At 40.9% G+C, this 26,852-nt stretch carries 22 protein-coding genes; 12 read left to right on the plus strand and 10 right to left on the minus strand.

The genetic code is table 11. From position 1 onward, the window contains the following. Window positions 1–41 precede the first annotated feature (41 nt). Both E4S40_RS12725 and trxA read right to left on the minus strand, forming a co-directional pair. A complete protein-coding gene (locus E4S40_RS12725; protein ID WP_135074695.1) occupies window positions 42–1,463 on the minus strand; it encodes an MBL fold metallo-hydrolase in 1,422 nt (473 codons plus the stop codon). 87 nt (window positions 1,464–1,550) lie between these two features. Further along, window positions 1,551–1,871: a thioredoxin gene (gene trxA / locus E4S40_RS12730; protein ID WP_135074697.1), complete on the minus strand. Its 321-nt coding sequence runs from the start codon at window positions 1,869–1,871 to the stop codon at window positions 1,551–1,553. A 161-nt stretch (window positions 1,872–2,032) separates the two neighbouring features. On the opposite strand from trxA, the gene E4S40_RS12735 reads away from it, so the two are divergent. Beyond that, window positions 2,033–5,014, plus strand: a complete 2,982-nt coding sequence (locus E4S40_RS12735; RefSeq protein ID WP_135074699.1) for a glycosyltransferase family 117 protein — start codon at window positions 2,033–2,035, stop codon at window positions 5,012–5,014. A gap of 47 nt (window positions 5,015–5,061) precedes the next feature. Here E4S40_RS12735 and E4S40_RS12740 read toward each other — a convergent pair whose 3' ends face one another. Then, window positions 5,062–5,838, minus strand: coding sequence for a class I SAM-dependent methyltransferase (locus tag E4S40_RS12740; protein WP_135074701.1), 777 nt, complete (start codon window positions 5,836–5,838; stop codon window positions 5,062–5,064). Between the two features lie 61 nt (window positions 5,839–5,899). Here E4S40_RS12740 and E4S40_RS12745 point away from each other — a divergent pair, with 61 nt between their 5' ends. Together E4S40_RS12745 and rlmB are read left to right on the plus strand one after the other, a co-directional pair. Further along, a complete protein-coding gene (locus tag E4S40_RS12745; RefSeq protein WP_135074703.1) occupies window positions 5,900–7,135 on the plus strand; it encodes a GWxTD domain-containing protein in 1,236 nt (411 codons plus the stop codon). Next, the gene (gene rlmB, locus E4S40_RS12750; RefSeq protein WP_135074705.1) at window positions 7,108–7,884 is read left to right on the plus strand and encodes a 23S rRNA (guanosine(2251)-2'-O)-methyltransferase RlmB; all 777 of its coding nucleotides are present in this window, start codon (window positions 7,108–7,110) and stop codon (window positions 7,882–7,884) included. The genes E4S40_RS12745 and rlmB overlap by 28 nt, the downstream gene beginning before the upstream one ends. Here the strand turns inward: rlmB and E4S40_RS12755 are convergent, their stop codons facing one another. After that, window positions 7,885–8,958, minus strand: a complete 1,074-nt coding sequence (locus tag E4S40_RS12755) for a mannose-1-phosphate guanylyltransferase (protein ID WP_135074707.1) — start codon at window positions 8,956–8,958, stop codon at window positions 7,885–7,887. 8 nt (window positions 8,959–8,966) lie between these two features. After that, window positions 8,967–9,935 (minus strand): KpsF/GutQ family sugar-phosphate isomerase, encoded by a 969-nt coding sequence (locus E4S40_RS12760; protein ID WP_135074709.1) that lies wholly within the window; start codon window positions 9,933–9,935, stop codon window positions 8,967–8,969. Between the two features lie 88 nt (window positions 9,936–10,023). Here E4S40_RS12760 and recQ point away from each other — a divergent pair, with 88 nt between their 5' ends. The 4 genes from recQ to E4S40_RS12780 all read left to right on the plus strand — a co-directional run bounded on the left by recQ (window position 10,024) and on the right by E4S40_RS12780 (window position 15,391). Continuing rightward, window positions 10,024–12,204 (plus strand): DNA helicase RecQ, encoded by a 2,181-nt coding sequence (gene recQ, locus E4S40_RS12765; RefSeq protein ID WP_135074711.1) that lies wholly within the window; start codon window positions 10,024–10,026, stop codon window positions 12,202–12,204. A gap of 14 nt (window positions 12,205–12,218) precedes the next feature. Next, window positions 12,219–13,508: a phosphoribosylamine--glycine ligase gene (gene purD, locus E4S40_RS12770; protein ID WP_135074713.1), complete on the plus strand. Its 1,290-nt coding sequence runs from the start codon at window positions 12,219–12,221 to the stop codon at window positions 13,506–13,508. A 127-nt stretch (window positions 13,509–13,635) separates the two neighbouring features. Further along, window positions 13,636–14,946: a PSP1 domain-containing protein gene (locus E4S40_RS12775; RefSeq protein WP_237563193.1), complete on the plus strand. Its 1,311-nt coding sequence runs from the start codon at window positions 13,636–13,638 to the stop codon at window positions 14,944–14,946. After that, a complete protein-coding gene (locus E4S40_RS12780; RefSeq protein WP_135074717.1) occupies window positions 14,927–15,391 on the plus strand; it encodes a gliding motility lipoprotein GldH in 465 nt (154 codons plus the stop codon). Before E4S40_RS12775 ends, E4S40_RS12780 begins: the two co-directional genes overlap by 20 nt. Before the next feature lie 163 nt (window positions 15,392–15,554). On the opposite strand, the gene pgi is transcribed toward E4S40_RS12780, so the two are convergent. The 5 genes from pgi to E4S40_RS12805 all read right to left on the minus strand — a co-directional run bounded on the left by pgi (window position 15,555) and on the right by E4S40_RS12805 (window position 20,878). Beyond that, window positions 15,555–17,207, minus strand: a complete 1,653-nt coding sequence (gene pgi / locus E4S40_RS12785) for a glucose-6-phosphate isomerase (protein ID WP_135074719.1) — start codon at window positions 17,205–17,207, stop codon at window positions 15,555–15,557. Between the two features lie 161 nt (window positions 17,208–17,368). Next, window positions 17,369–18,349 (minus strand): MlaD family protein, encoded by a 981-nt coding sequence (locus E4S40_RS12790; protein WP_135074722.1) that lies wholly within the window; start codon window positions 18,347–18,349, stop codon window positions 17,369–17,371. After that, complete coding sequence (locus tag E4S40_RS12795) at window positions 18,346–19,098, minus strand: ABC transporter ATP-binding protein (RefSeq protein WP_135074725.1); 753 nt, start codon at window positions 19,096–19,098, stop codon at window positions 18,346–18,348. Before E4S40_RS12795 ends, E4S40_RS12790 begins: the two co-directional genes overlap by 4 nt. Before the next feature lie 2 nt (window positions 19,099–19,100). Further along, complete coding sequence (locus E4S40_RS12800) at window positions 19,101–19,898, minus strand: MlaE family ABC transporter permease (RefSeq protein WP_135074728.1); 798 nt, start codon at window positions 19,896–19,898, stop codon at window positions 19,101–19,103. Between the two features lie 617 nt (window positions 19,899–20,515). Then, window positions 20,516–20,878, minus strand: coding sequence for a response regulator (locus E4S40_RS12805; RefSeq protein ID WP_135074731.1), 363 nt, complete (start codon window positions 20,876–20,878; stop codon window positions 20,516–20,518). Window positions 20,879–21,254: 376 nt separating this feature from the next. Here E4S40_RS12805 and E4S40_RS12810 point away from each other — a divergent pair, with 376 nt between their 5' ends. The 5 genes from E4S40_RS12810 to typA all read left to right on the plus strand — a co-directional run bounded on the left by E4S40_RS12810 (window position 21,255) and on the right by typA (window position 26,148). After that, the gene (locus E4S40_RS12810; RefSeq protein WP_317129228.1) at window positions 21,255–22,634 is read left to right on the plus strand and encodes a TIGR00341 family protein; all 1,380 of its coding nucleotides are present in this window, start codon (window positions 21,255–21,257) and stop codon (window positions 22,632–22,634) included. 6 nt (window positions 22,635–22,640) lie between these two features. Further along, complete coding sequence (locus E4S40_RS12815; RefSeq protein WP_135074736.1) at window positions 22,641–23,096, plus strand: YciI family protein; 456 nt, start codon at window positions 22,641–22,643, stop codon at window positions 23,094–23,096. A gap of 82 nt (window positions 23,097–23,178) precedes the next feature. Then, entirely contained in the window at window positions 23,179–23,526 is a 348-nt protein-coding gene (locus E4S40_RS12820) for a PadR family transcriptional regulator (protein ID WP_135074739.1), read from the plus strand. 13 nt (window positions 23,527–23,539) lie between these two features. Further along, on the plus strand, window positions 23,540–24,226 hold the full coding sequence (locus E4S40_RS12825) for a hypothetical protein (RefSeq protein WP_135074742.1): 687 nt from the start codon (window positions 23,540–23,542) through the stop codon (window positions 24,224–24,226). A gap of 116 nt (window positions 24,227–24,342) precedes the next feature. Beyond that, window positions 24,343–26,148: a translational GTPase TypA gene (gene typA, locus E4S40_RS12830; protein WP_135074745.1), complete on the plus strand. Its 1,806-nt coding sequence runs from the start codon at window positions 24,343–24,345 to the stop codon at window positions 26,146–26,148. The last annotated feature ends 704 nt before the right edge of the window (window positions 26,149–26,852 follow it).

Genomic DNA, 26,852 nt, shown 5'->3' on the forward strand with positions numbered 1-26,852 from the left:
CGGCCTGCCATTTTCTTAAAGCAACTTTTCTACAGGATTCATTATAGTAGGGTGGTCGGGCACACATAATCAGAAACTTTGAATTTGCCCGATTCTTTGATTGCTGTGAATCCACCAGCAACGTCGATGAGATTATCATATCCTCTCGCTCTCAAAATTGAGTTAAAGATCATGGATCTGTAACCACCTGCACAATGCACGTAGTAAGTCTCATCCTTTTTTACTTTTAACATGGAGTCATTGATGTAATCCAACGGTGCATTTTCAGCTCCGATCACATGTTCTGACAAGAATTCAGAATTCTTTCTTACATCTAGAATATGAATGCTTGGATCTCCTTCTTGAATTTTCGCTAATTCATCTACTGTGATAGAAGTGATAGAATCAACTTCATGTCCGCTTTCTTTCCAAGCTTTGAATCCACCTTTGATGTAACCAATGGAAAAGTCATATCCCACTCGAGCTAATCGAGTTACCACTTCTTCCTCACGGCCTTCCTCAGCTACGATCAAGATTTCTTGCTTCAGGTCTGGAATCATCGCTCCTACCCATACTGCAAAGCTTCCGTCAATTCCGATGTTAATTGAATTAGGGATAAAACCTTTTGCGAATACCTGAGCGTCTCTTGTATCCAAAATCATCGCTCCAGTTTCATTGGCTGCAGCTTCAAATTCTGCAGGAGACAAAGGTCTAATACCTCTTTCCAATACCTCGTCAATGCTGTCATATCCTTGGATATTCATCATTACGTTTTGAGGGAAATAAGCAGGAGGAGGAGTCAAACCAGTCAATACTTCTTTGATAAACTCTTCCTTGGTCATATCCTGAAGCGCATAGTTGGTTTTCTTCTGATTACCTAAGGTATCGGAAGTTTCCTTACTCATGTTTTTACCACAAGCAGAACCTGCTCCGTGAGCTGGATATACAATCAAATCATCTGGAAGAGGCATGATCTTGTTTCGAAGAGAATCGTACAGATGAGCTGCCAATTTCTCCTGAGTCAAGTCTTTTACTACTTTTTGAGCCAAATCAGGTCGGCCTACGTCACCGATAAACAAAGTATCACCAGTAAACAAAGCCTCTTCTTTTCCTTCCTCGTTGATCAACAAGTAGCAAACAGACTCCATTGTATGACCTGGGGTGTGAATCACTTTGATTTTTGCCTTACCCAATTCGAAAACTTGTCCATCCTCAGCGATAATGGCATCAAATCCCATTTTCATACCGGTAGGACCATAAACGATTTTTGCTCCAGTTTTAGCAGCTAAATCTTTATGTCCGGATACAAAGTCTGCATGGAAGTGAGTTTCCAATACATATTTGATTTTATCTCCTCTACGCTCAGCTTTTTCGATATATGGCTGAACTTCTCTCAAAGGGTCAATCACTGCGGCCTCGCCATCAGACTCGATGTAGTAGGCTCCCTGAGCCAAACATCCGGTATAAATTTGTTCGATCTTCATAGGTTATGTTTATTTAGTTTCTATCAAATAATATTTCAAATTTAGATATGGAATTTAGGGTCTTAAATGACTTTTGTCACTTCGGGATCAAGCATTTACCCCCAAATGTGATTCAATGACCTTCACCAAGTGATGAGCAGGCACTACTCCTGACTCTCTCCAAAGGATTTTTCCCTTTTGGAAAAGAACCAAAGTAGGAACCCCACGAACCTGGAAAGTTGAAGCAGCTAGTGGGTTACGATCCACATCTACTTTCACGATTTTCAGTCGATCACCCACTTGTCTTGCCGTATCTTCCAGAATCGGCTGCATCATTTTGCAAGGGCCACACCAAGTAGCAAAGAAATCTACTAACACCGGGGTCTCCCCATTGATCAATTCCTGAAAGGTTTTTGGCTGTGCACTCATTGTCTGCAAATTTTAATGATGCAACAAATATAGAGGCCGACAATCGGCTCAATCAGTAATATTTATCACAAGAACGCATTTTTCCAAATTTTAAAAAGTGCTAAAAATCCACCACTTGGGAATAAATTTCCTATTTTCGTCCGTCAAAAATTATCGTATTGATGCCCAATTTTAAGCAACTCAATAACATCACCGGCTGGGTGATGTTTGTGATAGCAACGCTAGTATACATCCTTACTGTTGAAGAAACAGCCAGTTTTTGGGACCCAGGAGAATTTATAGCCGTTTCCTACAAATTACAGGTACCTCACCCTCCCGGTGCACCTTTCTTTTTATTGGTCTACCGTATGTTCAGTTTCTTGGCCTTTGGCAATGAACTGGAAATAGCCTATTGGATGAACGTGGGTTCAGCGGTTTTCTCAGGTCTGACCATTTTATTTTTGTTTTGGTCTATCACCCTTTTTGGAAGAAAGCTTCTCGGTATTCTTCCAGGACAGGAAACCCAAGCTCAAACCATCAGTTTGTTGGGAGCGGGTATTGTAGGTTCTTTAATCTACACTTTCTCCGATAGCTTCTGGTTTTCTGCAGTTGAAGCGGAAGTATATGCCATGTCCTCCTTTTTCACTGCAATTGTGATTTGGGCATTTTTGAAATGGGACGTCATCCAAGATCCTAAAGAAGCCAATAAATGGATGATTTTCATTGCTTATTTAGTTGGTTTATCAATTGGTGTCCACCTTCTTAATTTGGTGACCCTCCCTGCCTTGGCTTTAATTTATTATTTCAAAAAATACCCTAATCCAAACCTCAAAGGAGCAGCAGCAGCTTTCCTTTTAGGGGGAGTTGCATTGGTTATTATCAATAATATCATCATTCCTGGCTTACCTAGTTTGGCCGGTTCTACCGAGATTTTCTTTGTCAATAGTCTTGGACTTCCATTCGGATCAGGAATTATCTTTTTCATCATTGCCTTCTTGGGAGCCTTGTATGCAGCTTACCGTTATTCCTACAGAAAGGAGTTAGCAGGGTTAAATACGATTCTTTTGTCTTTGATTTTTATCCTTATCGGCTATAGTTCCTATACGCTGATCGTGGTCCGCGCAAATCAAGACCCTGTTATCAACGAGAATGGCCCGAAAGATATCATCAGCTTTGTTTCCTACCTGAAGCGGGAGCAATATGGATATCGTCCTTTGCTTCATGGACAGTATTTCACAGCCAAACTAGTGGATCAGGAAGAAGGTGATCCAATCTACAGAAAAGGAAAAGACAAATACGAAATCGCAGACTACCAACTTGTCAACACTTACGAAAAAGAAAAGACAACCATTCTTCCTCGTATCTATTCTACTCAGGAAAACCACAAGCGGATTTATCGTCAAAAACTAGGACTCCGAGAAGGACAAGATCCTACTTTCGGAGACAACCTTTACTTTATGTTCAGCCATCAGCTTGGACATATGTACTGGAGATATTTCATGTGGAATTTCTCGGGAAGGGAAAGCAATTTTACTGACGCTCCTTGGATTGGCTTAACAGATGCGCTTTCAGATAAGTACCCTGATTACATCAAAGAAAATAAAGGACACAACAATTATCTGATGCTCCCGCTTTTGCTTGGAATCATCGGTCTTTTCTTTCAGGCTAAAGTTGACCCAAAATCTTTCTATGTAAACCTGATGCTATTCCTGATGATGGGAGTAGTCTTGGTGCTTTACCTGAACTCTCCTCCTGTCGAACCTCGTGAGCGGGATTACATTTACGTGGGTAGTTTCTATGCCTTTGCTATTTGGGCTGGACTAGGTGTGATGGCGATTGCACAAGGACTTCAAAAATTCACCAAAAATCTAACCACTGCAGGAATTATTGCTACACTGTTAACATTACCAGTGGCAGGCTTGATGGCTTCCGAAAACTGGAATGATCACAATCGTCATGGACGTTATTTCTCTGTAGACGCAGCCCGAAATTTCTTGGCATCTTGCGCTCCAAATGCAATCCTTTTCACCGGAGGTGACAATGACACCTTCCCGCTTTGGTATGTGCAAGAAGTGGAAGGTTTCCGCACCGATGTTCGGGTAATCGTACTCAGCTATTTCGATACAGACTGGTATGTGGATCAAATGACCCGACCAGCCAATGAATCTGCACCACTTCCATTCTCTTTAGCTCCTGAACGCTATCAAAAAGGAACGAATGATGTGTTATTCGTGATGGAAAGAGATGGATTGGATGCGATTTCCGCTAGGGAATATTTGAAGCTTTTGAATTCTGGCTCTAATCTATTGAAGATGCAAACAGGAGGGAAAAGCGAAATCAATATGGTTCCTTCCAGAAACTTAATCTTAGAAGTGGACAGTGCTTCCGTATTCCAAAAAGGAATTATCCCTTACGAATTCGAGCCGCTCTTTGCTCCTCAAATTAATCTTCAGATCAAAGGGCAATATGTAAGCAAGGGCACCATGATGTTGATCGACCTAATAGCTTCCAATAACTGGGAGCGACCGATCTACTTCAACAATACCTCTTTGGCTACTATTGGTCTAAACTTGGAGGATCATGTGGTCATGGAAGGATTAACTTATCGACTTCTTCCTATTCGCAAACCTTCCTTCATTCGCGAGGAGTTGGTAAATGCTGAGTTGGCATATGAAAATTACATGGAGAAATTTGCCTTCCGTGGAATGGATGATCCAAATGCCTATTTGGATGAGGAATACCGAAGATTTGCTTCTAACCATAGAAGTACAGCGAATAGTATTGCCATGGCACTATTGGACCGGGATGAGTTGGATAAAGCCTCTGAAATCTTAAATAAGAACCTCCAAGTCATGCCAGACGAAGCCATTCCTTATGACCTATCGAATGGACAATCGGTTCCTTTGTTTTTCGAAGTAGGTGAAGACGAAACTGCTTTGGATATCGTAGACAAAGTGTCCAAGCGATCTTTGGATATGATTGAGTTTTACCTGGCTGAAAACAGGGATTATGATCGGGATATGATGATTTCGATCGAAATGATCCGCTATTTTATCCCACTATTGGAAGAGCGGGGCTATGAGGAAAAAGCTGAGGAACTTCGCACAAGAATGGAATCCTTACTTGGACCGGAAGAATCCGGAACTTTACTACCGAGACGATAAAAACTGAAAAGGCTGGAAGTGAAAATTTCCAGCCTTTTTTTTGATTTTTATTTCTTCCAAAGAATGTAAAACAAATCCAAACCCTCTGCAGGATCATCGACCAAAGGATAATCTTCGTGGTTAATCTGAACCACAGATTCTCCTTGCTGCTGATGAAGTTTGTTTCGGTTCATCCGATTTAAAATTTCATATGGCATTCGAAGAATCCAGGCCGGCAGCCGATGTTGTAAATCCAAAAAATCAAATCGCATAATCTTTTGCACGGATTTTCGGTTGGCTTCATGATAAGCCCAAACCTTTTCATTTCCACCAATTCCTTTTGCCTCCACCTTATCAAAAATTCCCGCAGATAGGTCAATTAATTCCTGAGGCACATATTCACGAACATGCCAAGGGTTTCTAGACAGGGTATGGGTATTGTTCGGAGTAGAAATAATGGCTTTTCCTCCGGGACGGAGCATTCTATAAATTTCTTCCAAAAAAAGGCTATCATCCTGAATATGCTCGATTACCTGAAAGCTCACAATCGTATCAAAGCTATCATCGGCAAAATCCTTGAAAGGGGGAATTACTGCCTGACGAAAATCCACTCCGGGAAACCTGTTTTTTAAATCTTGGATTACTTCTCCAATCTTATCAATCCCAATGTAAGAATCAGCCAAAGGAAGTAAAGTTTCCACACCTCTTCCCTCTCCACAACCTATTTCCAGCAATTTTCCACTGATCCAAGGTTTGGCAGCAATATAGGCTTTGAGTAATCGTTGGTGGATGGGATTGTCACTGACCAACTTATCTGAGGCAATTTCCGTAGTGTAGGTAGCCATGTAAAATTTTACTATTTTGGCAAAAGTAAGTTTAATTTTTAAAACCTCTGAAATCAACTCAATGAAGCAGAAAAACCTCCTTATCCGGATATTTTTTCTCCTTGTTCTCGGCTTCCCTTTTTCTTTGCTTGCCCAGCAAAACCTGAGCAATCTTAATCAGGCACTACGCTATTCCAGATATTCCCGGTTGGGATTAAAAATCATCCCCATCAAGGTGGATGACAATCAATATCGTGTACAGTTTGTAGCGGAAAAGATTGAAGAAAATCCTGACTTGAATGCTTACAATTTTTCTTACGCAATATTGAATAGCTATGAACAAAGCATTGAACCGGAAGATACCCAACTTTTTGCTTCTGAGGATCTGAGATATGATACAGACCGGCACTGGGTCTACGAAAGAACTATCATACTACCTGCTGACCAAACTCAAGCGATTGTTCTATTTACTGCCTTGGATACTCGACAGGGAGATGAATATTATTACCACATTGATTTGAAAAGTCCTTTTGTAGAAGATCATCCTACTTTTGGAGCCTATTATGCAAATGAGGTTCCTTTTGACCAGAACTATTTGAATGCTGAAGAAGCCTTACTGTTCAAAACCACCCAAGGTCCAAACATTCATTCTTTCTTTTACCCTATGGACTTTGAAGTCCCCTATCCACCAATGGAAACCAAACCAGCTCCCGTTCCAAAAGAATTGGAGGTAATTGACCAAGGGGATTTCCTAGAAAATATTCCCAAAGCGCTGGATTCACAAGGATATTATTTCTTTCAGCAGGATACGAGCCAATTGACAGGGCTCTTAATTAAGACCACACATGAGGTTTTTCCTAAAGTGAGAGATTGGGATGAAATGGTTCAAATGGTGACCTACATTTCTACCCGAAAAGAGCACGAGACTTTACTAATGGCTCAGGATAAAAAGAAGGCTTTGGATGAATATTGGCTGAAACTTACCCGCAATCCAGAAATTGCCAAAGACTTAATTCGAGAGTATTTCCGTCAAGTTGAATTCGCAAATATTCTATTTACAGACTTCAAAGAAGGTTGGAAAACCGACAAAGGAATGGTTTACATTATCATGGGACCACCTCAGGAAGTCAATTTTTACCTGGATCGGGAAGTGTGGAGCTATCAGGGAATGGGCGAAAGTTCAAAAATTCGATTTACCTTTGCGCGCGTTAAGAATATTCTTATTCCCCACTATTATACTCTCAACCGATCCCGCGCATATCAGCCGGTTTGGTTCAAAAACATATCCCAATGGAGAAGCGGAAAGATGGCTTTTTGATCGAAAAAGGCGAACATGACAAAGATTTTATTTTTGGTACTCGTGCAGTTTTAGAGGCAATTCACGCTGCTAGAGAAATTGATAAAATCCTCGTACAAAAGGATGCCAACAATGATCTGATCAAAGAACTTCTCCGCGAAAGTAAGCAAGCAGGAATACCTGTTGTCAGAGTTCCAGAGGGAAAATTGAATCGAATTACCCGAAAAAATCATCAGGGAGTAATTGCTCATTTATCTTCTATTTCCTACGCTTCTTTGGACAATGTCATTGACAATTGCTATGCGGTAGGAAAATCTCCCTTGCTTCTTGTTTTGGATCAGGTGACCGATGTGCGAAATTTTGGTGCCATTGCCCGTACAGCAGAATGCGCTGGAGTAGATGCTATTGTCATTCCTGAAAAAGGAAGTGCTCAAATCAATGCAGAAGCGGTAAAAACTTCAGCCGGAGCCCTTAATTTCATTCCTGTTGCTAGAGTCAAAAATCTGTTTTTTGCTTGCCGGGATTTACAGAAGATGGGACTTTCTCTGGTGGCAATTACTGAAAAGTCAGAAAAGGAAATGTATGAAGCAGATTTTTCTGCGCCAGCTGCTTTGATTTTGGGTTCTGAGGAAAGCGGAATTTCACCTGAAATCCTTCAAATCGCAGACGACAAGGTGAAAATTCCAATGTCAGGAAATATCGACAGCCTGAATGTTTCGGTTTCTGCAGGAGTAGCTATTTATGAAGCTATCCGACAGCGAAAGGCCTGATTAAATAAAATCCTCCCCTTTTTTACGGGCATCAGTCACGAATTGTCTGAATCGTTTCTCTCCGTCTAGAGGACAAATCAATAAGACATTTTCGGATTCGCTCACTAGGTAGTTTTCAAGTCCCTCGACCACAACCAGCTTTTCAGAATCAGACCTGATAAAACTGTTTTTGGTATCAAAAAGTAAGGCATTTCCTTCCACTACATTTCCTTCTTCATCCTTTTCCCGGATTTCATGAAGGCTTCTCCATGACCCTAAATCTGACCAGGTAAAATCTCCCAAGATGACATAGACATCAGAGGATTTTTCCATTAGCCCGTAGTCAACCGATATATTTTTGAATTGGGTGTAGGCTTTGGATATAAACTCGGGTTCTTTGTCAGTTCCGAAATTCTCCATTCCTTCATGGAATACCTCTGCAAGGTCTGGCATGTGCTTTTCAAGGGCATGAACCAAACTGGTACTTTTCCATACAAACATCCCGGAATTCCAGACAAAATCCCCACTTTCCAAAAAGGTTTTGGCAAGTTTCACGTTAGGCTTTTCTGTGAAAGTCTTCACCTTCAAAGCCTCTTTTCCACTTCCCTCTACATATTGAATATACCCATATCCTGTTTCAGGTCTGTTTGGTTTAATCCCAATAGTAATTAACCTCTCTTCCGTCTGAGCAGCTTTAATTGCATTTTTAATGGCACTGAAAAATTTCCCCTCCTGCTGAATCAAGTGGTCTGAGGGCGTGATAATCATGCTTGCACCAGGCTTTATAGAATGAATTTTATAGCCGGCATAGGCAATACAAGGTGCTGTATTTTTACGGTTGGGCTCACTTAGAATTTGGTGATCTTCCAATTCGGGAAGCTGTTCCTTTACCAAATGCACATATTTCCGATAGGTAATTACAAAAAACTGTTCAGGTTCGGCAATCTCTCGAAACCGATCGTAGGTCATTTGGAGCAAAGTGCGTCCAGTGCCAAGAATATCTAAAAACTGTTTGGGTCTTTTTCTGCGACTATAGGGCCAAAAACGGGAACCAATCCCTCCCGCCATGATGACAATAAAAGGTTTTTCCTGCATTGATTCGATTAGACGATTCCTTCTCTCATAAGTTCATGAATATGGATAAATCCCGCAATATTTTCGCCATCTAGGACAACCAGCTGTGTAATATTATGCTTTTTCATACTATTCAGAGCACGGATGGCATATTCGGATTTAGCTATTGTTTTGGGATTTCGTGTCATGATATCTCTAGCTACGAGAGATTGGATATCCAAGGTTTTTTGGAGCATCCTTCGAAGGTCTCCATCAGTTACAATTCCTACTAATTTCCCTTCCGAATCGACTACTCCTGTAGCTCCCAATCGCTTGCTGGAAATTTCCACGATCACGTCTGCAATTCCAGCAGTATCTCGAACCAAAGGGATTTCATCTTTTCGGATAATATCTTCCACTTTTAGGTACAATTGCTTACCTAAAGACCCTCCCGGATGGTATTCTGCAAAATCTTCCGAAGTAAATCCTTTTGCTTCTAGAAGACATACTGCCAAAGCATCCCCTAAGGCGAGATGTGCTGTCGTACTAGTGGTAGGTGCCAAATTAAGCGGACAAGCCTCCTCATCGATTGTGGCATTCAGGACATAAGTAGCTTGTTCTGCCAAATAGCTGTTAGTATTACTAACCAAGGCAACTAGCAGGGAACCTCTCTTTTTCAATAAGGGAACTAGCACTTTGATTTCGGGGGTATTTCCACTTTTCGAAATACAAATCACCACATCTTCCTGCTGTACCATACCCAAATCTCCATGAATGGCATCGGCTGCATGCATGAATAAGGCAGGAGTACCAGTGGAATTTAAGGTGGCTACAATTTTATTGGCGATGATGGCGCTTTTTCCTACCCCAGTGATCACTACCCTACCTTTTGAAGCTAAAATTGACTCTACACAAGCCTCAAAATCACCATTTAAAAATTCAATCAGGTTTTTAATTGCATTTGCTTCATTTTGCAAAACCCGCGTGGCAGTTTTTCTAATATTTTTCGCTAAATTCAACTTTACCTGCGTTATTCATTAATATTGTACAAAGGTATAAAAGTAATCCATCTATTGAGATTTTGACACCTGTTAATCACCCATTACAGTGGAAGAGAAAGTTAAATCGGAATTAAAGAAAATCTTTGGTTTTAGTCAATTCAGGGGCAACCAAGAACCTATCGTTGACAATCTTCTCAAAGATCGAAATACCTTCGTGATTATGCCCACTGGAGCAGGAAAATCACTTTGTTATCAATTACCTGCGGTGGTCAGTGAAGGGACTGCGATTGTAATCTCACCCTTGATTGCATTGATGAAAAACCAAGTTGACCAACTCAACGCCATTGGAGTCAATGCCCATTTCTTGAACTCCACGCTAACCAAGTCGGAGTCAAACCGGGTCAAATCGGAAGTTTTAGCCGGAAAAACCAAGCTGCTTTATGTAGCGCCTGAATCCCTCACCAAGGAGGATAATATCGAGTTTCTAAAATCCGCTAAAATCAGCTTTGTGGCTATTGATGAAGCGCATTGTATTTCTGAATGGGGACATGATTTTCGTCCGGAATACCGGAAAATAAAATCCATTGTCGCCCAAATCGCACCAGAATTACCCATCATTGCGCTGACAGCTACTGCTACTCCTAAAGTACAGCAGGACATCCAACGCAATCTTCACATGGAGAGCGCGGACTTGTTTAAATCCTCCTTTAATCGAACTAATCTATTTTACGAAGTTCGGGCTAAAGTGAAAAACGAGACCAAAAAGCAGCTGATTAAGTTCATCAAATCTCATAAGGGCAAGTCTGGAATCATTTATTGCCTCAGCCGAAAAAAGGTAGAGGAAATCGCCGACTTACTACGAGTCAATCAAATCAATGCTGCCCCTTATCACGCGGGATTAGAGCCCTCCGTCCGGATGAAGAATCAGGATGACTTCCTCAATGAAGAAGTGGATGTGATCGTGGCTACCATTGCCTTTGGGATGGGCATAGACAAGCCTGATGTTCGCTATGTCATTCACTATGATGTACCCAAATCTTTGGAGGGTTATTACCAAGAGACTGGACGGGCAGGTCGAGATGGTTTGGAAGGCCACTGCTTGATGTTTTATCGCTATGAAGACATCATCAAGCTGGACAAATTCAACAAGGACAAAGCAGTCACTGAGCGGGAAAATGCTAAAATCCTCTTACAGGAGATGGCGGCCTATGCCGAAACTGGAGTTTGTCGAAGGAAATTTATTCTCAATTATTTTGGAGAGACCTTAGAAGAGGATTGTGGCTATTGCGACAATTGCAAGCGGGAGCGAGAGACTTTCGAAGGAATGGAGCCACTGCAAACAGTCCTTGAAGCCGTAAAACAAACCCACGAACGATTTGGCTTGGATCATCTCGTAAATGTCATCTTGGGTGAGACCAATGATTACATCGAAAGCTACAAGCATAATGAACTTCCTGTCTATGGAAAAGGCAAAGGCGAGACTTCCAAAATCTGGACCTCTGTGATTCGTCAGGCCTTAGTGATGAATTTCCTTGAAAAGGATATTGAAAACTATGGCGTCATAAAAATAACTCCAAAGGGGTTTGATTTCCTTGAAAATCCATTTGAAGTCGATCTTTACAAGGATCATGACTATGAGCAGGAGATTCAAAATGAACAACCTGAATTGGATGTATCTGCCGGTGGAGTAGCCTATGATGAAAAGCTCTTTGAATTGCTCAAAGCTGAGCGTAAAAAAGTAGCAAAAGCAAAAGGACTGCCCCCCTATGTCATTTTCCAAGATCCTTCCTTGGAAGAAATGGCTACCCTCTACCCTACCACACGGGAAGAGCTGGCACAAATCAATGGAGTGGGAATGGGAAAAGTCGCTAAATTTGGAGCGCCTTTCCTCAAACTCATTGCAAATTATGTGGAGGAAAATGAGATTGAAACGGCTTCTGAGGTTGTTGTAAAAACTGCCGGTGCTCGGTCTAAGGTGAAGATATCTATCATTCAACAGATTGACCGGAAAATTGACCTAGATGAAATCGCCGAAAATCTCAATCTGAGTATGGATGAACTGCTTCAGGAAATAGAGCAGATTATCTACTCCGGAACCAAACTTAATATCGATTACTACATTCATCACATCATGGATGAGGAACGTGAGGAGATCGTCCATGATTATTTTATGAATGCAGATAGCGACAACATTCAAGCTGCATTGGATGAACTTGAAGACGAAGATTTCGCAGAAGATGAGCTGCGAGTCTATCGAATCAAGTTTATTTCCGATCATGCTAATTAAATCGAAGTAATTAAATGAATATACTATTGCTTGGAAGCGGAGGACGTGAACATGCCTTCGCTTGGAAGATTGTACAAAGTCCAAAATGTACTCAACTTTTTGTCGCCCCGGGAAATGCCGGAACAGCGGCGATAGCCACCAATTTATCCATTGGCGTTTCTGACTTTGATAAAATCAAATCTGCTATCCTAAATCACCAAATCGACTTAGTGGTAGTAGGCCCAGAAGAGCCCTTAGTGAAAGGTTTGGTTGATTATTTGGCTAGTGAGGAATCGACTCGATCTATTCCTGTAGTAGGCCCATCTAAGCTTGGAGCCACATTAGAAGGGAGTAAAGATTTTTCAAAGCGATTCATGCAGCGTCATCAAATCCCTACAGCAGCTTATGAGACCTTTGATGCAAACCAACTTGAGCAAGGCCTTGCTTATTTGGAAAAACAAAGTCTTCCCATCGTCCTGAAAGCAGACGGTTTGGCTGCAGGAAAAGGGGTTTTGATCTGCCAGACTTTGGAAGAAGCCAAAGATTCTCTCAAAGAAATGCTCTTGGATCAAAAATTCGGAGAAGCCTCCGCAAAGGTGGTGGTAGAAGAATTTTTGACCGGTATCGAACTTTCTGTATTTGTAGCAACAGATGGTAAAAGTTATAAAATCCTCCCAGAGGCAAAAGACTACAAACGGATTGGAGAAGGAGATACAGGATTGAATACTGGAGGAATGGGAGCTGTGAGTCCGGTTATTTTCGCAGATAAGGACTTTATGGACAAAGTGGAAGAGCAAATTGTGAGACCTACCGTCGCTGGTTTGGCAGCAGAAGACATTCCTTACAAAGGATTCCTTTTTATCGGTTTGATGAATAAAAATGGAGATCCATACGTTATTGAATACAATGTCCGAATGGGTGATCCGGAGACCGAAGCCGTTTTGCCTAGAATTGAAAGTGATTTTGTGGACTTACTTTGGGCGATTGCTACCGAAAACCTCAAAGATTATGAGTTGGAAATTTCTCCTGATTATGCCACTACAGTCGTAATGGTCAGCGGAGGCTATCCAGGAAGCTATCAAAAGGGGTTTGTAATTTCCCTCCCATCAGATGAGGAAAATACGACCATTTTCCATGCTGGAACGGGAAGAAATGAAACCGGAGATTTAACCAATCAAGGAGGAAGGGTATTAGCCATCACAGGTCGGGGAAAAGACCTGAGAGAGTCTTTGCAGCGGACCTTTTCAACAGTCGAAAAAATCAGCTGGAAAGACCACTATTATCGAAAGGATATCGGACAGGATATTCTCAAATTGATTAAATAAACCCAAATCAAATCAGGACTTGGTCCTGTAGCAATATATGTCAGGATGTAGTAGCTGCTCCACCTCTACAGGAGGTACCGGAGGATGCCAGAATAACGGAACCTGCGGCACGAGCGATTGTAATAAAATGAATTCCTTTGACTGGTTGGCCCACATGGGGATTCCCGAAGTGGATAACTTTGACATTGTTGAAGTTAAATTCAAAGGAGGTCGAAAGGAATATTTCAGAAATGTTGATTATTTGGATCTTCACACAGGAGATCCTGTGGTAGTGGACGTACCAAGCGGACATCATATTGGCTATGTTTCCCTTCAGGGAGAATTGGTTCGCTTGCAAATGCAAAAACGAAAAATTCGGGATGATGATAATATCACCCGGATCTATCGCATTGCCAACCAAAAAGACCTTGAGAAATGGGAGGAAGCTAAAAACCGTGAAATCCCTTCCCTTTACCGTTGTCGCCAAATCATTCAGGAATTAGGGCTTAAAATGAAGCTGTCTGATGTGGAATATCAAGCAGATAACAGTAAGGCGACTTTTTATTATTCCGCAGAAGAGCGGGTAGATTTCAGGGAATTAATCAAAATTCTAGCAGGGGAATTCCGAATCCGGGTAGAAATGCGCCAAATCAGCCTTCGCCAAGAAGCAGGAAGATTAGGAGGAATTGGTGTTTGTGGACGAGAATTATGCTGTTCCACTTGGCTTGTGGATTTCAAAAATGTCAGTACATCAGCAGCGAGATATCAAAACCTCAGCCTAAATCCATCCAAACTAAGTGGCCAATGTGGACGCCTGAAATGTTGCCTGAATTACGAATTGGACACCTACATCGAGGCTATCAAGAATATTCCAACCGTAGAAAAGCCTCTTCAAACGGAGCAAGGTCCTGCCAAGCTTCAGAAGACTGATATCTTCCGTCGATTGATGTGGTTTAGCTACAATAACGATAATGACTGGCATAGCATCAGTTGTGATCGGGTAATTGAAATTTTGGAAATCAATGCCCAGGGAGGTAAAGTTTTCAACCTTCAGGTGAATGAATCCACCGAACTGGAAGACATGGCTGCACAGTCTACTTTGGAATTGGAACTTTTGGATAAGAAGTTCTCCAAAAAGAAAAAGAAGAAGAAAAAGAACCGAAATAGGCCTCGTAATCAAGAAGCTCAACCTTCTAATTCCAATCAGCAGATCGGAAATGCTAAACAAGTAAATCAAAATGCTCCTCGGGAGGAAGCAAAGGCAAACAACAATCCAAACCAAAAGCGAAGGAACCCAAGAAGAAAACCACGGCAAAAACCGGATATTGGTTCCAATGAAACCAAAAACCAAAATCAGGGAACGGCTTCAGCATCCGGTGATTCAAACAACTCACGTCAAAAACGTAGATTTCCACCTAGAAAGAACCAAAAACCTAATAATGGAAAAGGTGATGAATAAGTGGATAGGACTTCTATTTGCATTTTCAATCGTCTTGACATCCTGCTCTGAAAACAGGATATACGAAACCTATGAGACGATTTCTCCAAATGGCTGGGGAATGCAGGACAGCCTTATTTATGAGATTTCATCTATTTCAGAAAAGCCAAGTCAATCCTTAATAGGCGTTCGCTTTAAAGATGAGTACCCCTTTTCCAATTGCTATATCCGAGTGTTGATGCGGGATTCTTTGAAAAATATCCTGCAGGATGAATTGATCGATATCACCTTATTTGATCCTAAAGGAGAACCACTAGGAGAAGGCTTTGGCAGTACTTATACAAAATTCGATACTGTCCCTCTTTCAATCAATGAGCAAACGGCTTCGGTTGTACTACTCCAATACATGCGGGAGGAACAATTAAAAGGGGTCGAAGCTGTTGGAATCAAGCTATTGAAAGAATAGAAAAAGATTTTTAAGAAAGCCTTTCTGCTATTAGGCTGAACGAAGTCGACTGTCAGGCTGAACGAAGTCGAAGGTCGAGCTGAGCGGAGTCGATTGTCAGGCTGAGCGGAGTCGAAGCCCACTCCGCTCAATCTGACAAAAAAAGGTAATAGATACTTTTATATTATACTCTCCTCATCTTCTTGTAAGCATTGATCAATCCATTGGTTGAACTGTCATGAGAGGTGATTTCCTCATCATTTTGAAGTTCAGGCAGAATGCTGCTTGCCAAAACTTTCCCAAGCTCTACACCCCATTGATCAAAGCTGAAAATATTCCAAATTACCCCTTGAACGAAGATTTTGTGTTCATACATGGCAATCAACATCCCAAGAATGTAAGGCGTGATTTTTTTCACTAAAATAGAATTGGTAGGTCGGTTTCCTTCAAATACCCTATGTGGCGCAACTCGATCAATTTCTTCAACAGACTTTCCTGCCTGATTCATTTCCTTTCGAACCTGCTCCAAAGTCTTTCCATTCATCAAAGCTTCTGTTTGTGCGAAGAAGTTGGAAAGTAATTTCTGATGATGATCCCCAATAGGATTATGCGAAATCGCAGGAGCAATAAAATCACAAGGGATTAAATGGGTTCCCTGATGTATCAATTGATAAAAAGCATGCTGCCCATTAGTTCCAGGTTCTCCCCAAATAATAGGCCCTGTAGTATAGCTGACCTTCTCTCCCGTTCTAGAGACATACTTGCCATTACTTTCCATATTCCCCTGCTGAAAATAGGCAGCAAAGCGATGCATGTATTGATTGTATGGAAGAATAGCCTCAGAACAAGCTCCCAAGAAATTGGTATTCCAAATCCCTATCAAAGCTAGAATCACAGGGATATTTCGATCAAACATGGAATTTCTAAAATGTAAATCCATGGCATGACCACCAGCCAATAATTGTTCGAAATTGTCAAAGCCAATAGCACAGGCAATTGGAAGTCCGATGGCAGACCAAAGGGAATAACGACCGCCTACCCAATCCCAAAACTCAAACATGTTTTCAGGATCGATCCCAAAAGACTCCACGCCTTTTTGGTTGGTGGATAGGGCTACAAAGTGCTTTGCGATAGCTTTTTCATCTTTTGCATGATCCAAAAACCAATTTCTTGCAGTATGCGCATTGGTCATGGTCTCCTGCGTGGTAAAGGTTTTGGAAGCGATAAAAAAGAGGGTAGTTTCCGGATCGACTTTCTTTAAAGTTTCAGCTATGTGGGTTCCATCCACATTGGAGACAAAAAAGATTTCCAAATCTTTTGATTGGAAAGGTTTTAAGGCCTCCGTCACCATGACTGGACCCAAATCTGACCCACCAATACCGATATTTACCAAGCTCTTGATAGGCTTTCCGGTATATCCCAACCATTGTCCTTTTTGGACTTTGTTGGAGAAAACCTTCATTTTCTCCAAAACCCGATTTACCTCAGGCATTACATCTTCCCCATCAACATAAACGGGGGTATTTGAACGATTCCGAAGCGCAGTATGCAATACAGCCCGACCTTCAGTGCCATTGATCGGTTCACCTGAAAACATGGCCTCAATAGCTTCATGTAATTTGGTCTCCCTAGCTAAATCCAACAAAGCCTTAAAAATCTCATCATTGACTCTGTTTTTAGAGTAGTCAACCAAGATATCCTCCAGGGTCAGGCTATATCGCTCAAAGCGCTCCTTCTCTGAAAACAAGCTGGAAATGGTAAGGTCTTTATATTTTTCAGACAGGCTTTGTAATCTAGCCCAAGCGTCTGTATGTATAGGATTAATATTCGATAACATAGGTTTCAATAGGATTGGGCACAAAAATAAGATTTATGCTTGGGGAATAAAGAATCTAATCCCGATGGAATGAAAATTTTATAATTGCTAAAAATAACCTGAATAGACTTTTTTAGCCATAAAAAAGCCCGCAGGTATTTCCAACGGGCTTGAGATATGAATTATTGGTTTTGTTCTTTTGCTTCTGCCTTAGCCTTCCTCTTGAATCCTTTTCGGAATGGCCAAGTATATTCTAAGGCTTCCATTCCACGGTTCAGATTATAGGTAGCAGAGTCGGTATTAATCAAGGTGCTCTTTAAAGATTCAGCAAATTCCGGATCATTAAGAAGCAAACCTAGAGTATTATTCGGGTCATTGAGCTTTTCAGAAATATCAGTCAATTTCTGAGTCAAAGCCTCAGTATTTGCTGCTGCCGATTTAAAGCTCTCCATGGTTGCGCGTATATCCTGAGCAATTTCTTTATCGGTTACTAAATCATTGAACAGATTTCCTTCCTCATTTAACTTTCCAGAGAATCTATTCAATTCGTCCAACATGCGATTACTGTTGATACTAGCTCGGTTCAGGTTGGCCAAAATGGATTTAAAATTCTCAGCCAATAAGGAATCCGTCATCACAGCTCCTACAATACCCTCTCCCTGCGCTAGCTTACTTGTCAACAGTTTGAGATCATTGGTAATTTCAACCAGGTTCTCATTGTTCACTTGAAGGGTTTCCATCATCTGATCCGTATCCAAAGGCATCACCGCCTCCAATCTGTCTCCATCCTGAACTGGCGGAGCTTGAGTAGAACCGCCATAAATCACGATAATCTTATTTCCAATCAAACCATCAGAACTGATGGTAGCCTTGGAATCCTTTCGAATAAATTCTGCTACTGATTCCTCCACGTTCATTTCAACCTCAACTTGGGAATCACCATAGAAGTTGATCTTACGCACGGTACCGATTTTTACACCTGAAAACCAGATATTATTTCCTGTCTGCAAACCGCCGATATCATCAAAAACAGCTTTAAGCGATATGGATTTGACAAATTTTTTCTGCTGCCCTCCTAAAGTCAGAACTCCTGCTACAAGAATGGCAATTCCCAGAAAAACAAAGATTCCGACGATAACGGACCGTTTATTTTCGCCTCTCATGATTCAATAAAATTATAATCGTAGAATGATTTTATACGCCTGTCCTCTGCATGAGGGAATACTTCCTCAAAGGTACCCATTGCTCTGAATTGACCATCAAGCAAGACCGCCATCCGGTCGCCTGTCATTTTTGCACAGGCCAAGTCATGGGTAATCACAATGGAAGTAGTTTTATATCGCTCCCTAACCTCATTGATCAGATTATTGATTTCCACACAGGTGATCGGATCCAATCCGGCAGTAGGCTCATCATAAAGCATAATCTCAGGATTGAGAATCAGGGTACGCGCAACACCAATTCGTTTTTTCTGACCTCCGGAAAGTTCAGACGGCATTTGGTTGATGGTCTGTGGTAGTCCTACCGCATCCAGCAACTCTTCAATTTTATATGTGATCTCCTTTTTTGTCAGATTCTTGATGTTTCGAACTAGCGGGAATTCCATGTTTTCCCGTACAGTCATGGAGTCGTACAAAGCTGAATTTTGAAAAGAAAATCCAATTTTTAGCCGTAAGGCATTCAATTCTTTCTGTGTAAGATTGGAAACTTCTTGCCCCAAAACCTCCATCTGACCCTTATCTTGCTTCAAAAGGCCAACCATGATTTTGATCAATACGGATTTTCCTGTACCTGATCGACCTAGGACAACCAAATTTTCTTCTCGAAATAGATCCAAGTCAACCCCTTTCAGGACGTCCAAGTCACCAAAACTTTTGTACAAACCCCTTATTTCAACAACTTTATTTGACATGGCTACATCCCTCGAATTGCATTTACTACCTGAAGAACAAGCAATTCTTCAATAAAGATCAAGAACATGGAAATAACAACTGCTGAATTAGCAGCACGTCCAACCCCTTCGGTTCCTTTCGATGAATGATACCCTTTATAGCATCCCACTATCCCAATGGTAAATCCAAAAAGAAGTGATTTTAAAACAGAAGACCAGATATCTAAGAAGGAAATTGATTCGAAAATCTGAACGAAGAAAGTGGAAAGGCTGACCAATTCATTGGCATTGACATTCAGAAAAGACCCGATTAGGGCAACAAAATCTGTGTACATGACCAAAATCGGAATCATTAAGGTGGTAGCCAAAACTCGGGTAACTACCAAGAATTTGAAGGGATTGGTAGCTGATACTTCCATAGCATCAATTTGCTCTGTCACCTTCATGGAACCAATTTCGGCACCAATACTGGACCCTACTTTTCCTGCAGCAATCAAAGCCGTCACTAAAGGACCCATTGCTCGAACGACAGCAATAGAAATCAATGAAGGCAACCAAGAGGTAGCTCCAAATTCCGAAAGAGAAGGCCTGGATTGATTGGTAAATACAATTCCGACAATAAACCCTGTCAATGAAATAAGCGGAAGAGATTCCACTCCAATCCGGTAACATTGATGAATTACCTCCTTAAATTCATAAGGTGGAAGAAATACCTCTTGCCAAAAACGCCTAACAAAATTCCAGGCATCAGCGAGGCCTGTGAAAAATTTGTCGATTTTTTTCGAGAGGAAAGGTTTACGGTCGTCTGCTTCTTCAGCCATAGGATGCTAAATCTAAAGAGTTTGGTCTAATTACCCGCAGGAAGCATTGCAAAGAAAATAAAATAAAAATCAACGACTTCAATATCAGCTTTAAATTTAACGAAACTTTAGCTACCTGAAACAAAATTTTATTCTATAACGAGCTTTCGATTAAAATATGATTTCCATCCATTCATGACCATTAAAATAAAAGCTTTCATTAGAGCCATATTCTAGAATTTTGAATTTAATTTTTTGAATACACTTGTCGAGATAAAGTAAAAAACAAAGAATAACAGCCTTAAGACAATTCAAAATCCCAGGTTTCAGGTCCACTTTCAAGTGGAAAATTTCAGGATTATTAGAGGAAAAATTTACTTCAATTTCCCTCTAAAATGAGTCTTAAAATTTAACCCAAAATTGATCCACTTGAGACCGCTTTATACCTAGAAAAAAGAAAAGAATTTTGACTTGAAATATAGATTTTGACCCTTGTTCAAAATCGATTTATTAGTTAGAAATTGGGGCTAAAATTCATCACGAATTTTGGACTTGATATTTCGAATCAAGAGGCAAAAATTCGGACCAAAATAGAAATGAAAAATCAGTCTTGTTCTCACCTTTCAAGGGAACAAAATTTACTGATTTAAGACCTCCAAAATCTGAGCAAATCCCGACTCATTCAAAGGCTTTTCGAGGAGAAGTTTTACCTGAGAAAATTGCACCTTTTTTTGACTGTCTTCAGGTGAAATATTGCTGGTCAAAAAGACCAAGGGAGCATTCGAAAAAGTACTGATTTCAGCAGCAAAATCCCATCCGGATTCAGTCTCTAAATTCAAATCTGAAATGATTAATTCAACAGGATTTTGAGACAACCATGTCTTGGCCGCTTGGGCATTTTCAAAAAACTCATAGTCCCAATTTGGAAGATGCAACTGAAATAACTTCCGCATTAAAAGATGCTGAATTCGATCGTCGTCTAAAAATAGTAATCGAGGCATAAGTTCTAGTTACTTGATTTTACTGAGCTTTTGAAAAATAAATACCAGATAGAATTTTCAATGGTTAAAAATATCTCGAAATACTAAAAAGGGGAATTTTTAAATGAAAGTTTTATTTTTAGTCTATCCTAAATTTTTTAGCCTAACAAAATTTTGAGAGTCCTAAAATCAATATATTTAATTTTAAATCAATTAGTTAAGATTCATTTATTAAATTATTTTCTAATTAAAAATTATAGCAAATCTTTTTCTTAAAAATCATTCTTTGGAAGACTCCCCTATCTCCTATTTCAAGTTTCGGGCCAGAAAAAAGGAGACTCAATCACGATAGATTTTACCTATATGTAAGTATTTTGCATGCATAAACAGAATTCTTATGATGGAGCAAACAGCCCCGAAAAAAAGACAAGGAAGTCAGTTAATCCGTTTTTTGATTTACCTCCGAGACCGCTTTGATTTACACGAGGGAAAGGAAGATGAACTTGATACCATAGAGTACATCCGGAAAAATGTAGAGTTCAAAGGTGCCAATTTATGGATCCTCATCTTTGCCATTTTTGTGGCTTCCATAGGTCTCAATGTAAACTCCACCGCTGTCATTATTGGTGCCATGTTGATCTCCCCTTTGATGGGTCCAATCATGGGAATTGGGCTAGCTGCAGGCATCAATGATTTTGAGTTATTGAAACGCTCTTTGCGCAATTTGGGAGTGGCTGTTTTCATAGCGATTTTGACCTCTTCGATTTACTTCTTTTTTACTCCTTTGGACGATGCTCAATCCGAACTTTTGGCACGAACAGAACCGACCATTTGGGACGTGCTGATTGCCCTATTCGGAGGCCTTGCCGGGATCGTCGCTGGCTCCCGAAAAGAGAAGAGTAATGCCATCCCCGGAGTGGCTATCGCGACCGCTTTGATGCCCCCTCTTTGTACCGCAGGATACGGCTTGGCCACCATGAATTTTTATTACTTTTTTGGAGCCTTTTATCTCTTCTTTATCAACTCGGTTTTCATCTCTCTTTCGACCTATTTGATCGTCCGATTTATGAAGTTTCCAAAGAAGGAATTCATGGATGAAAAAAAGGAAAAAAGAGTTCAAACCTACATCACACTTTTCACGTTACTGACAATCATTCCTAGTGTCTACCTAGCCTATGGGATAGTAGTTCGAACACTCTGGCAGGAGCAAGCTAGAAGATTCATTCAGGTTGAAATGAAGTTCCCTCGTACCCAGGTTTTAAATTCCAATTTCAATTATTCCAGCAATCCACCACAAATCGAAGTGATGCTGATTGGAGAAGAATTGGATCAGGAGATTTTGGAAATCACCAAATCCAAAGCAGCTGATTATAATTTGGGTGGAACGGAAATCATTATCCAGCAAAGCGGCAATTCCTCTACCGACCTCAACGTGCTTCGATCAGATATTCTCAAAGATCTCTATGAGCGAAATGAAGAAGTCATCAGAAATAAGGACGAACGGATCGCACTATTGGAGGAAGAAGTAGCCAATTATGGACAAATCCGGGCTTTGGGTCCTGAAATTGCCCAAGAAGCAAAGATAAACCATCCTAATTTGCGTAAATTCACCCTAAACCGGACGGTATTAAGTGATTTGGAAAAAGCCCAAACTGATACGCTTCTAATGGCTTTTGCGGAATTTACCAGGAAACCAAATACAGCAGAAACAAATAGATTGCTCAATTGGCTAAAAGTCAGGACCAAATCCGATACAGTTGCCCTTATCCTTAAATAATACTCTATGAAGACACTTTATCTTAGCTTTTTCCTTTTCCTAGCAGGTATCGGAGGAGCTTTCGCACAAAACCCGGATTTTGATCAAGAATTAGCCACCAAACTCGGTGCTGATGATTACGGGATGAAAAAATACGTGATTGCATTCCTTTACCGAGGCGACCGTGTTAATGAATACAGTGCTGAAGAACGTGCTAAACTACAGCAAGGTCACCTAGCCAATATCAACAAATTGGCAGAAGAGGGGAAAATGGTCCTAGCAGGTCCCTTCTTTGGGAATGAAGATTTACGGGGTTTGTTCTTTTTCAATGTGGAGTCACTCGAAGAAGCTCAAAAACTTACCGAAAGTGATCCTTCCATACAGGCAGGGGTTTTGAAAATGGTACTGAAAGAATGGTACGGTTCAGCAGCCCTTCCTTTATTACTTGAACTTCATTCAAAAATTCAAAAAGAGGATATTTAGCCCTCATTTGGCATATTTTTATTACCTAATTTTCTTAGGTATATAATCTTTTTATATATTTGGGCATTGATGCTATTTTGCTATGTCCAACAATAATCTTATCAAAGGAAGCCTTCAAACCATTATCCTCAAACTTCTAGAGGAAAATGATAAAATGTATGGCTACGAAATCACCCAAAAAGTCAAGGAATTGACTGCAGGTGAAATCAAAATTACAGAGGGGGCCCTATACCCCGCCCTGCACAAATTGGAGGCGGAAGGCCTGCTCACCACAGAAATCCAGCAAGTAGATAATCGCGTTCGGAAATATTACAGTTTGACCAAATCCGGAAAAAAGGAAGTAAGCTCCAAACTTGCCGAGCTACAGGCTTTTGTGGAGAATATGCAACGTATCATTAATCCAGGCTTAAATCCTGATTTGAAATTCTAATTTTTCAATCTAAATGAGAAAGCTAAACGCATCCGAACTTCAGGCTGTCCAACAATCCATTCTTAAGAAAGAGATTTATGCGGTTGAGTTACTCGGAGAAATTTATGACCACTACCTCAGTCATCTGGAAAATCTGCCGGAAGAAAAATTCGACGAGGAATTAGAGGCATTAGATCAAAAATGGACTTATGCCTACTGCCATAAAATTCAGAGTGAGCTCAACAAGAATATTCAAAAATCCATCCGCTCTACGCAATGGACCTTGATCAAAAGCTACTTCTCTTGGCCTAAAATGGCCTTCACACTCGCTTTGGTTGGGATTTTGACCCTATTGGTAAATATACTGACTTGGAAGATGCAGGTCATTATCCTTTTTTTGGTTCCTTTGGTTTATTTGGTGGGTTTTATGCTTTATATCACTTACAGGTCACGTAAAAAAACCAAAGCCATTCGAACACTTTTTGGAAATTCGGGAATCAGGGTAAGATCAGTCTTTAGCAATCATTTTACTTCCTATTTGACGCTTCCTCTTCACTTCTACAATGTATTCCTTAACCTTCCCCGGGTTTTTGGATTGGATAAGCTAGTCCCTGATTATTTGGTGAATTATCTCTCTGTCACTTGTTGCTTTATTGTGGTGATCCATTCCCTGAGTAGCTATGAAGCTTGGAAACTGAAATCAAAATCAGCCTTTGTATGAAATTGACCCAAAACATGTGCTATTTTAGTTCTTAGTAGAATCAAAGAATACTTCACAATGCCATAACCTTCTTCCCATCTTTTTTACCTACCTTTGCGGCTTGAAAAACGCAGAGCATGCAGAATATCAGAAATATCGCGATTATCGCACACGTTGACCACGGAAAAACTACCCTAGTCGACAAAATCATCCACGCTTCCAAAATCTTCCGGGAAAATCAGCAATTCGATGATTTGATCCTGGATAACAATGACTTGGAGCGGGAAAGAGGGATTACCATCCTTTCGAAAAACGTATCTGTCCGATACAAGGACACCAAAATCAATATCATTGACACCCCAGGTCACGCCGACTTCGGAGGAGAAGTAGAGCGCGTATTGAAAATGGCCGATGGGGTGATTCTCCTAGTTGATGCTTTTGAAGGCCCAATGCCTCAAACCCGATTTGTATTGGGAAAAGCACTTTCACTAGGCTTGACTCCAATCGTGGTAGTCAATAAAGTAGACAAAGAAAATTGCCGTCCGGATGAGGTTCACGAAGCCGTATTCGACTTGATGTTCAATTTGGACGCTACTGAAGAGCAATTGGAATTCCATACACTCTATGGTTCAGCCAAGCAAAACTGGATGGGACCGGATTGGAAAAACCCAACAGACTCTATTCTTCCTTTGCTGGACGCCATCTTGGAATACATCCCTTCTCCAAAAATTGAAGAAGGAACTTTGCAGATGCAGATCACTTCCTTGGATTACTCCAACTTTGTTGGTCGAATCGCTATCGGTAGAGTAAAAAGAGGAACTGTTTCCGAAGGTCAGCAAATTGCCCTTTGCAAAGCAGACGGTAGCATCAAAAAGATGCGAGTAAAAGAACTGCATACCTTCGAAGGATTAGGCAAAAACAAAGTTCAGACTGTTCAGGCAGGTGATATCTGTGCGATTACTGGATTGGAAGATTTCGAAATCGGCGATACTGTTGCTGATGTGGAAAAGCCAGAACCGCTTCCACGAATCGCGATCGATGAGCCAACCATGAACATGCTCTTCACGATCAACAACTCTCCTTTCTTTGGTAAAGAAGGCAAGTTTGTGACTTCCCGTCACCTACGGGATCGCTTGATGAAGGAGATGGAAAAAAACCTGGCACTTCGCGTAGAGCCTACTGATTCAGAAGATAAGTTTATCGTATATGGACGAGGAATTCTTCACTTGTCTGTTTTGATCGAAACCATGCGTCGGGAAGGCTATGAACTACAAGTGGGGCAACCTCAGGTAATCTTCAAGGAAATTGATGGTGTACAGTGTGAGCCTATTGAAACCTTGGTAGTAGACGTACCTCAGGAAACAGCTGGAAAAGTAATCGAATTAGCTACTCAGCGAAAAGGTGAACTTTTGGTGATGGAGCCTAAAGGCGATTTGCAGCACTTGGAGTTCAAAATTCCTTCCAGAGGTTTGATCGGTTTGAGAAATAACGTCTTGACAGCTACTCAAGGAGAAGCCATCATGAACCACCGGTTCTCAGCATATGAGCCTTTCAAAGGCCCTATCCCAGGCCGAATCAACGGTTCCTTGATCTCTATGGAAGGCGGACAGTGTACTGCGTATGCGATTGATAAACTTCAGGATAGAGGTATTTTCTTTATCGAGCCAGGAGATGAATTGTACACAGGTCAGGTAATCGGTGAACACTCTCGAGACAATGACTTGGTGGTGAATGTTCAAAAAGGAAAGAAACTAACCAACATGCGTGCCTCAGGTTCTGATGATAATACCCGTATTGCTCCGCCAAAACGATTCTCCTTGGAAGAAGCCATGGAATACATCCAAAAAGATGAATACTTGGAAATCACGCCAAAAAATATCCGAATGAGAAAGATCTATTTGGATGAAAATGAAAGAGCTAGAATGGCTAAGAAAGAAGCATAGCTAAGTAGCAAGTAGCTAGTATCAAGTATCAAGATTGACCCCGAAGGTTTTGCAACCTTTGGGGTCTTTTTTTTGGGTGGCTAGCCGCTGTGAGTGTCTTCACTCACAGCCATCAAGATTTCGGCATGCGTGCGTGTCCCCACGCACGGATTAACTCCCCTCATTTGCCCCCGTGCGTGTCCTCACGCACGGTTTAATTTTCCATTGTTTACATCCCAGCTATCAACATTTCCAATGTGAGCATTCAAACCGCGTCAAAAAGATCGAAAGGCTCGGATTTGAATTTCAGCGATTTGAAAGAACTGCGAGAGCAATATCCTGAAAGCAGCAAAAGATTCATCACACAATCTTTTAGTGGATTAAAAAATTTCACTATTTTCAATGGACTTTTAAATCAATAGGGATTTTCACCTTTTTAGACCATGAGTACAAGAAGCATTATTCTTAGTCAAGACACTTATTTGAAAGGCACAGTTAGGCTACCCACTTCATTAGAGAAAGATGTACCTATGCTTCATTCAGGATTTTTTTCCGGGAATAAAGCAGTAAAACGATAGAATACTTCACGCATGTATTCCAAAAGAGCCTGGAGAAAGTAAAAAGTCCATTTGATGATTTATAAAAAAATAAACCCCACAATTCTTAAAGCTTTATGGCGCTTAGCCACCCAAAACAGAACACTATCCGCCATTTTATGGCGCAAA

Origin of the sequence: Algoriphagus kandeliae, assembly GCF_004571135.1 — a bacterium.
GTDB lineage: Bacteria > Bacteroidota > Bacteroidia > Cytophagales > Cyclobacteriaceae > Algoriphagus > Algoriphagus kandeliae.

Excerpts from the sequence above, each read along its gene's own strand:
- E4S40_RS12725 (WP_135074695.1), bottom strand. The coding sequence starts at position 1,463 with ATGAAGATCGAACAAATTTATACCGGATGTTTGGCTCAGGGAGCCTAC.
- trxA (WP_135074697.1), bottom strand. The coding sequence starts at position 1,871 with ATGAGTGCACAGCCAAAAACCTTTCAGGAATTGATCAATGGGGAGACC.
- E4S40_RS12735 (WP_135074699.1), top strand. The coding sequence starts at position 2,033 with ATGCCCAATTTTAAGCAACTCAATAACATCACCGGCTGGGTGATGTTT.
- E4S40_RS12740 (WP_135074701.1), bottom strand. The coding sequence starts at position 5,838 with ATGGCTACCTACACTACGGAAATTGCCTCAGATAAGTTGGTCAGTGAC.
- E4S40_RS12745 (WP_135074703.1), top strand. The coding sequence starts at position 5,900 with ATGAAGCAGAAAAACCTCCTTATCCGGATATTTTTTCTCCTTGTTCTC.
- rlmB (WP_135074705.1), top strand. The coding sequence starts at position 7,108 with ATGGAGAAGCGGAAAGATGGCTTTTTGATCGAAAAAGGCGAACATGAC.
- E4S40_RS12755 (WP_135074707.1), bottom strand. The coding sequence starts at position 8,958 with ATGCAGGAAAAACCTTTTATTGTCATCATGGCGGGAGGGATTGGTTCC.
- purD (WP_135074713.1), top strand. The coding sequence starts at position 12,219 with ATGAATATACTATTGCTTGGAAGCGGAGGACGTGAACATGCCTTCGCT.
- E4S40_RS12775 (WP_237563193.1), top strand. The coding sequence starts at position 13,636 with ATGAATTCCTTTGACTGGTTGGCCCACATGGGGATTCCCGAAGTGGAT.
- E4S40_RS12780 (WP_135074717.1), top strand. The coding sequence starts at position 14,927 with ATGGAAAAGGTGATGAATAAGTGGATAGGACTTCTATTTGCATTTTCA.
- pgi (WP_135074719.1), bottom strand. The coding sequence starts at position 17,207 with ATGTTATCGAATATTAATCCTATACATACAGACGCTTGGGCTAGATTA.
- E4S40_RS12790 (WP_135074722.1), bottom strand. The coding sequence starts at position 18,349 with ATGAGAGGCGAAAATAAACGGTCCGTTATCGTCGGAATCTTTGTTTTT.
- E4S40_RS12795 (WP_135074725.1), bottom strand. The coding sequence starts at position 19,098 with ATGTCAAATAAAGTTGTTGAAATAAGGGGTTTGTACAAAAGTTTTGGT.
- E4S40_RS12800 (WP_135074728.1), bottom strand. The coding sequence starts at position 19,898 with ATGGCTGAAGAAGCAGACGACCGTAAACCTTTCCTCTCGAAAAAAATC.
- E4S40_RS12805 (WP_135074731.1), bottom strand. The coding sequence starts at position 20,878 with ATGCCTCGATTACTATTTTTAGACGACGATCGAATTCAGCATCTTTTA.
- E4S40_RS12810 (WP_317129228.1), top strand. The coding sequence starts at position 21,255 with ATGATGGAGCAAACAGCCCCGAAAAAAAGACAAGGAAGTCAGTTAATC.
- E4S40_RS12815 (WP_135074736.1), top strand. The coding sequence starts at position 22,641 with ATGAAGACACTTTATCTTAGCTTTTTCCTTTTCCTAGCAGGTATCGGA.
- E4S40_RS12820 (WP_135074739.1), top strand. The coding sequence starts at position 23,179 with ATGTCCAACAATAATCTTATCAAAGGAAGCCTTCAAACCATTATCCTC.
- E4S40_RS12825 (WP_135074742.1), top strand. The coding sequence starts at position 23,540 with ATGAGAAAGCTAAACGCATCCGAACTTCAGGCTGTCCAACAATCCATT.
- typA (WP_135074745.1), top strand. The coding sequence starts at position 24,343 with ATGCAGAATATCAGAAATATCGCGATTATCGCACACGTTGACCACGGA.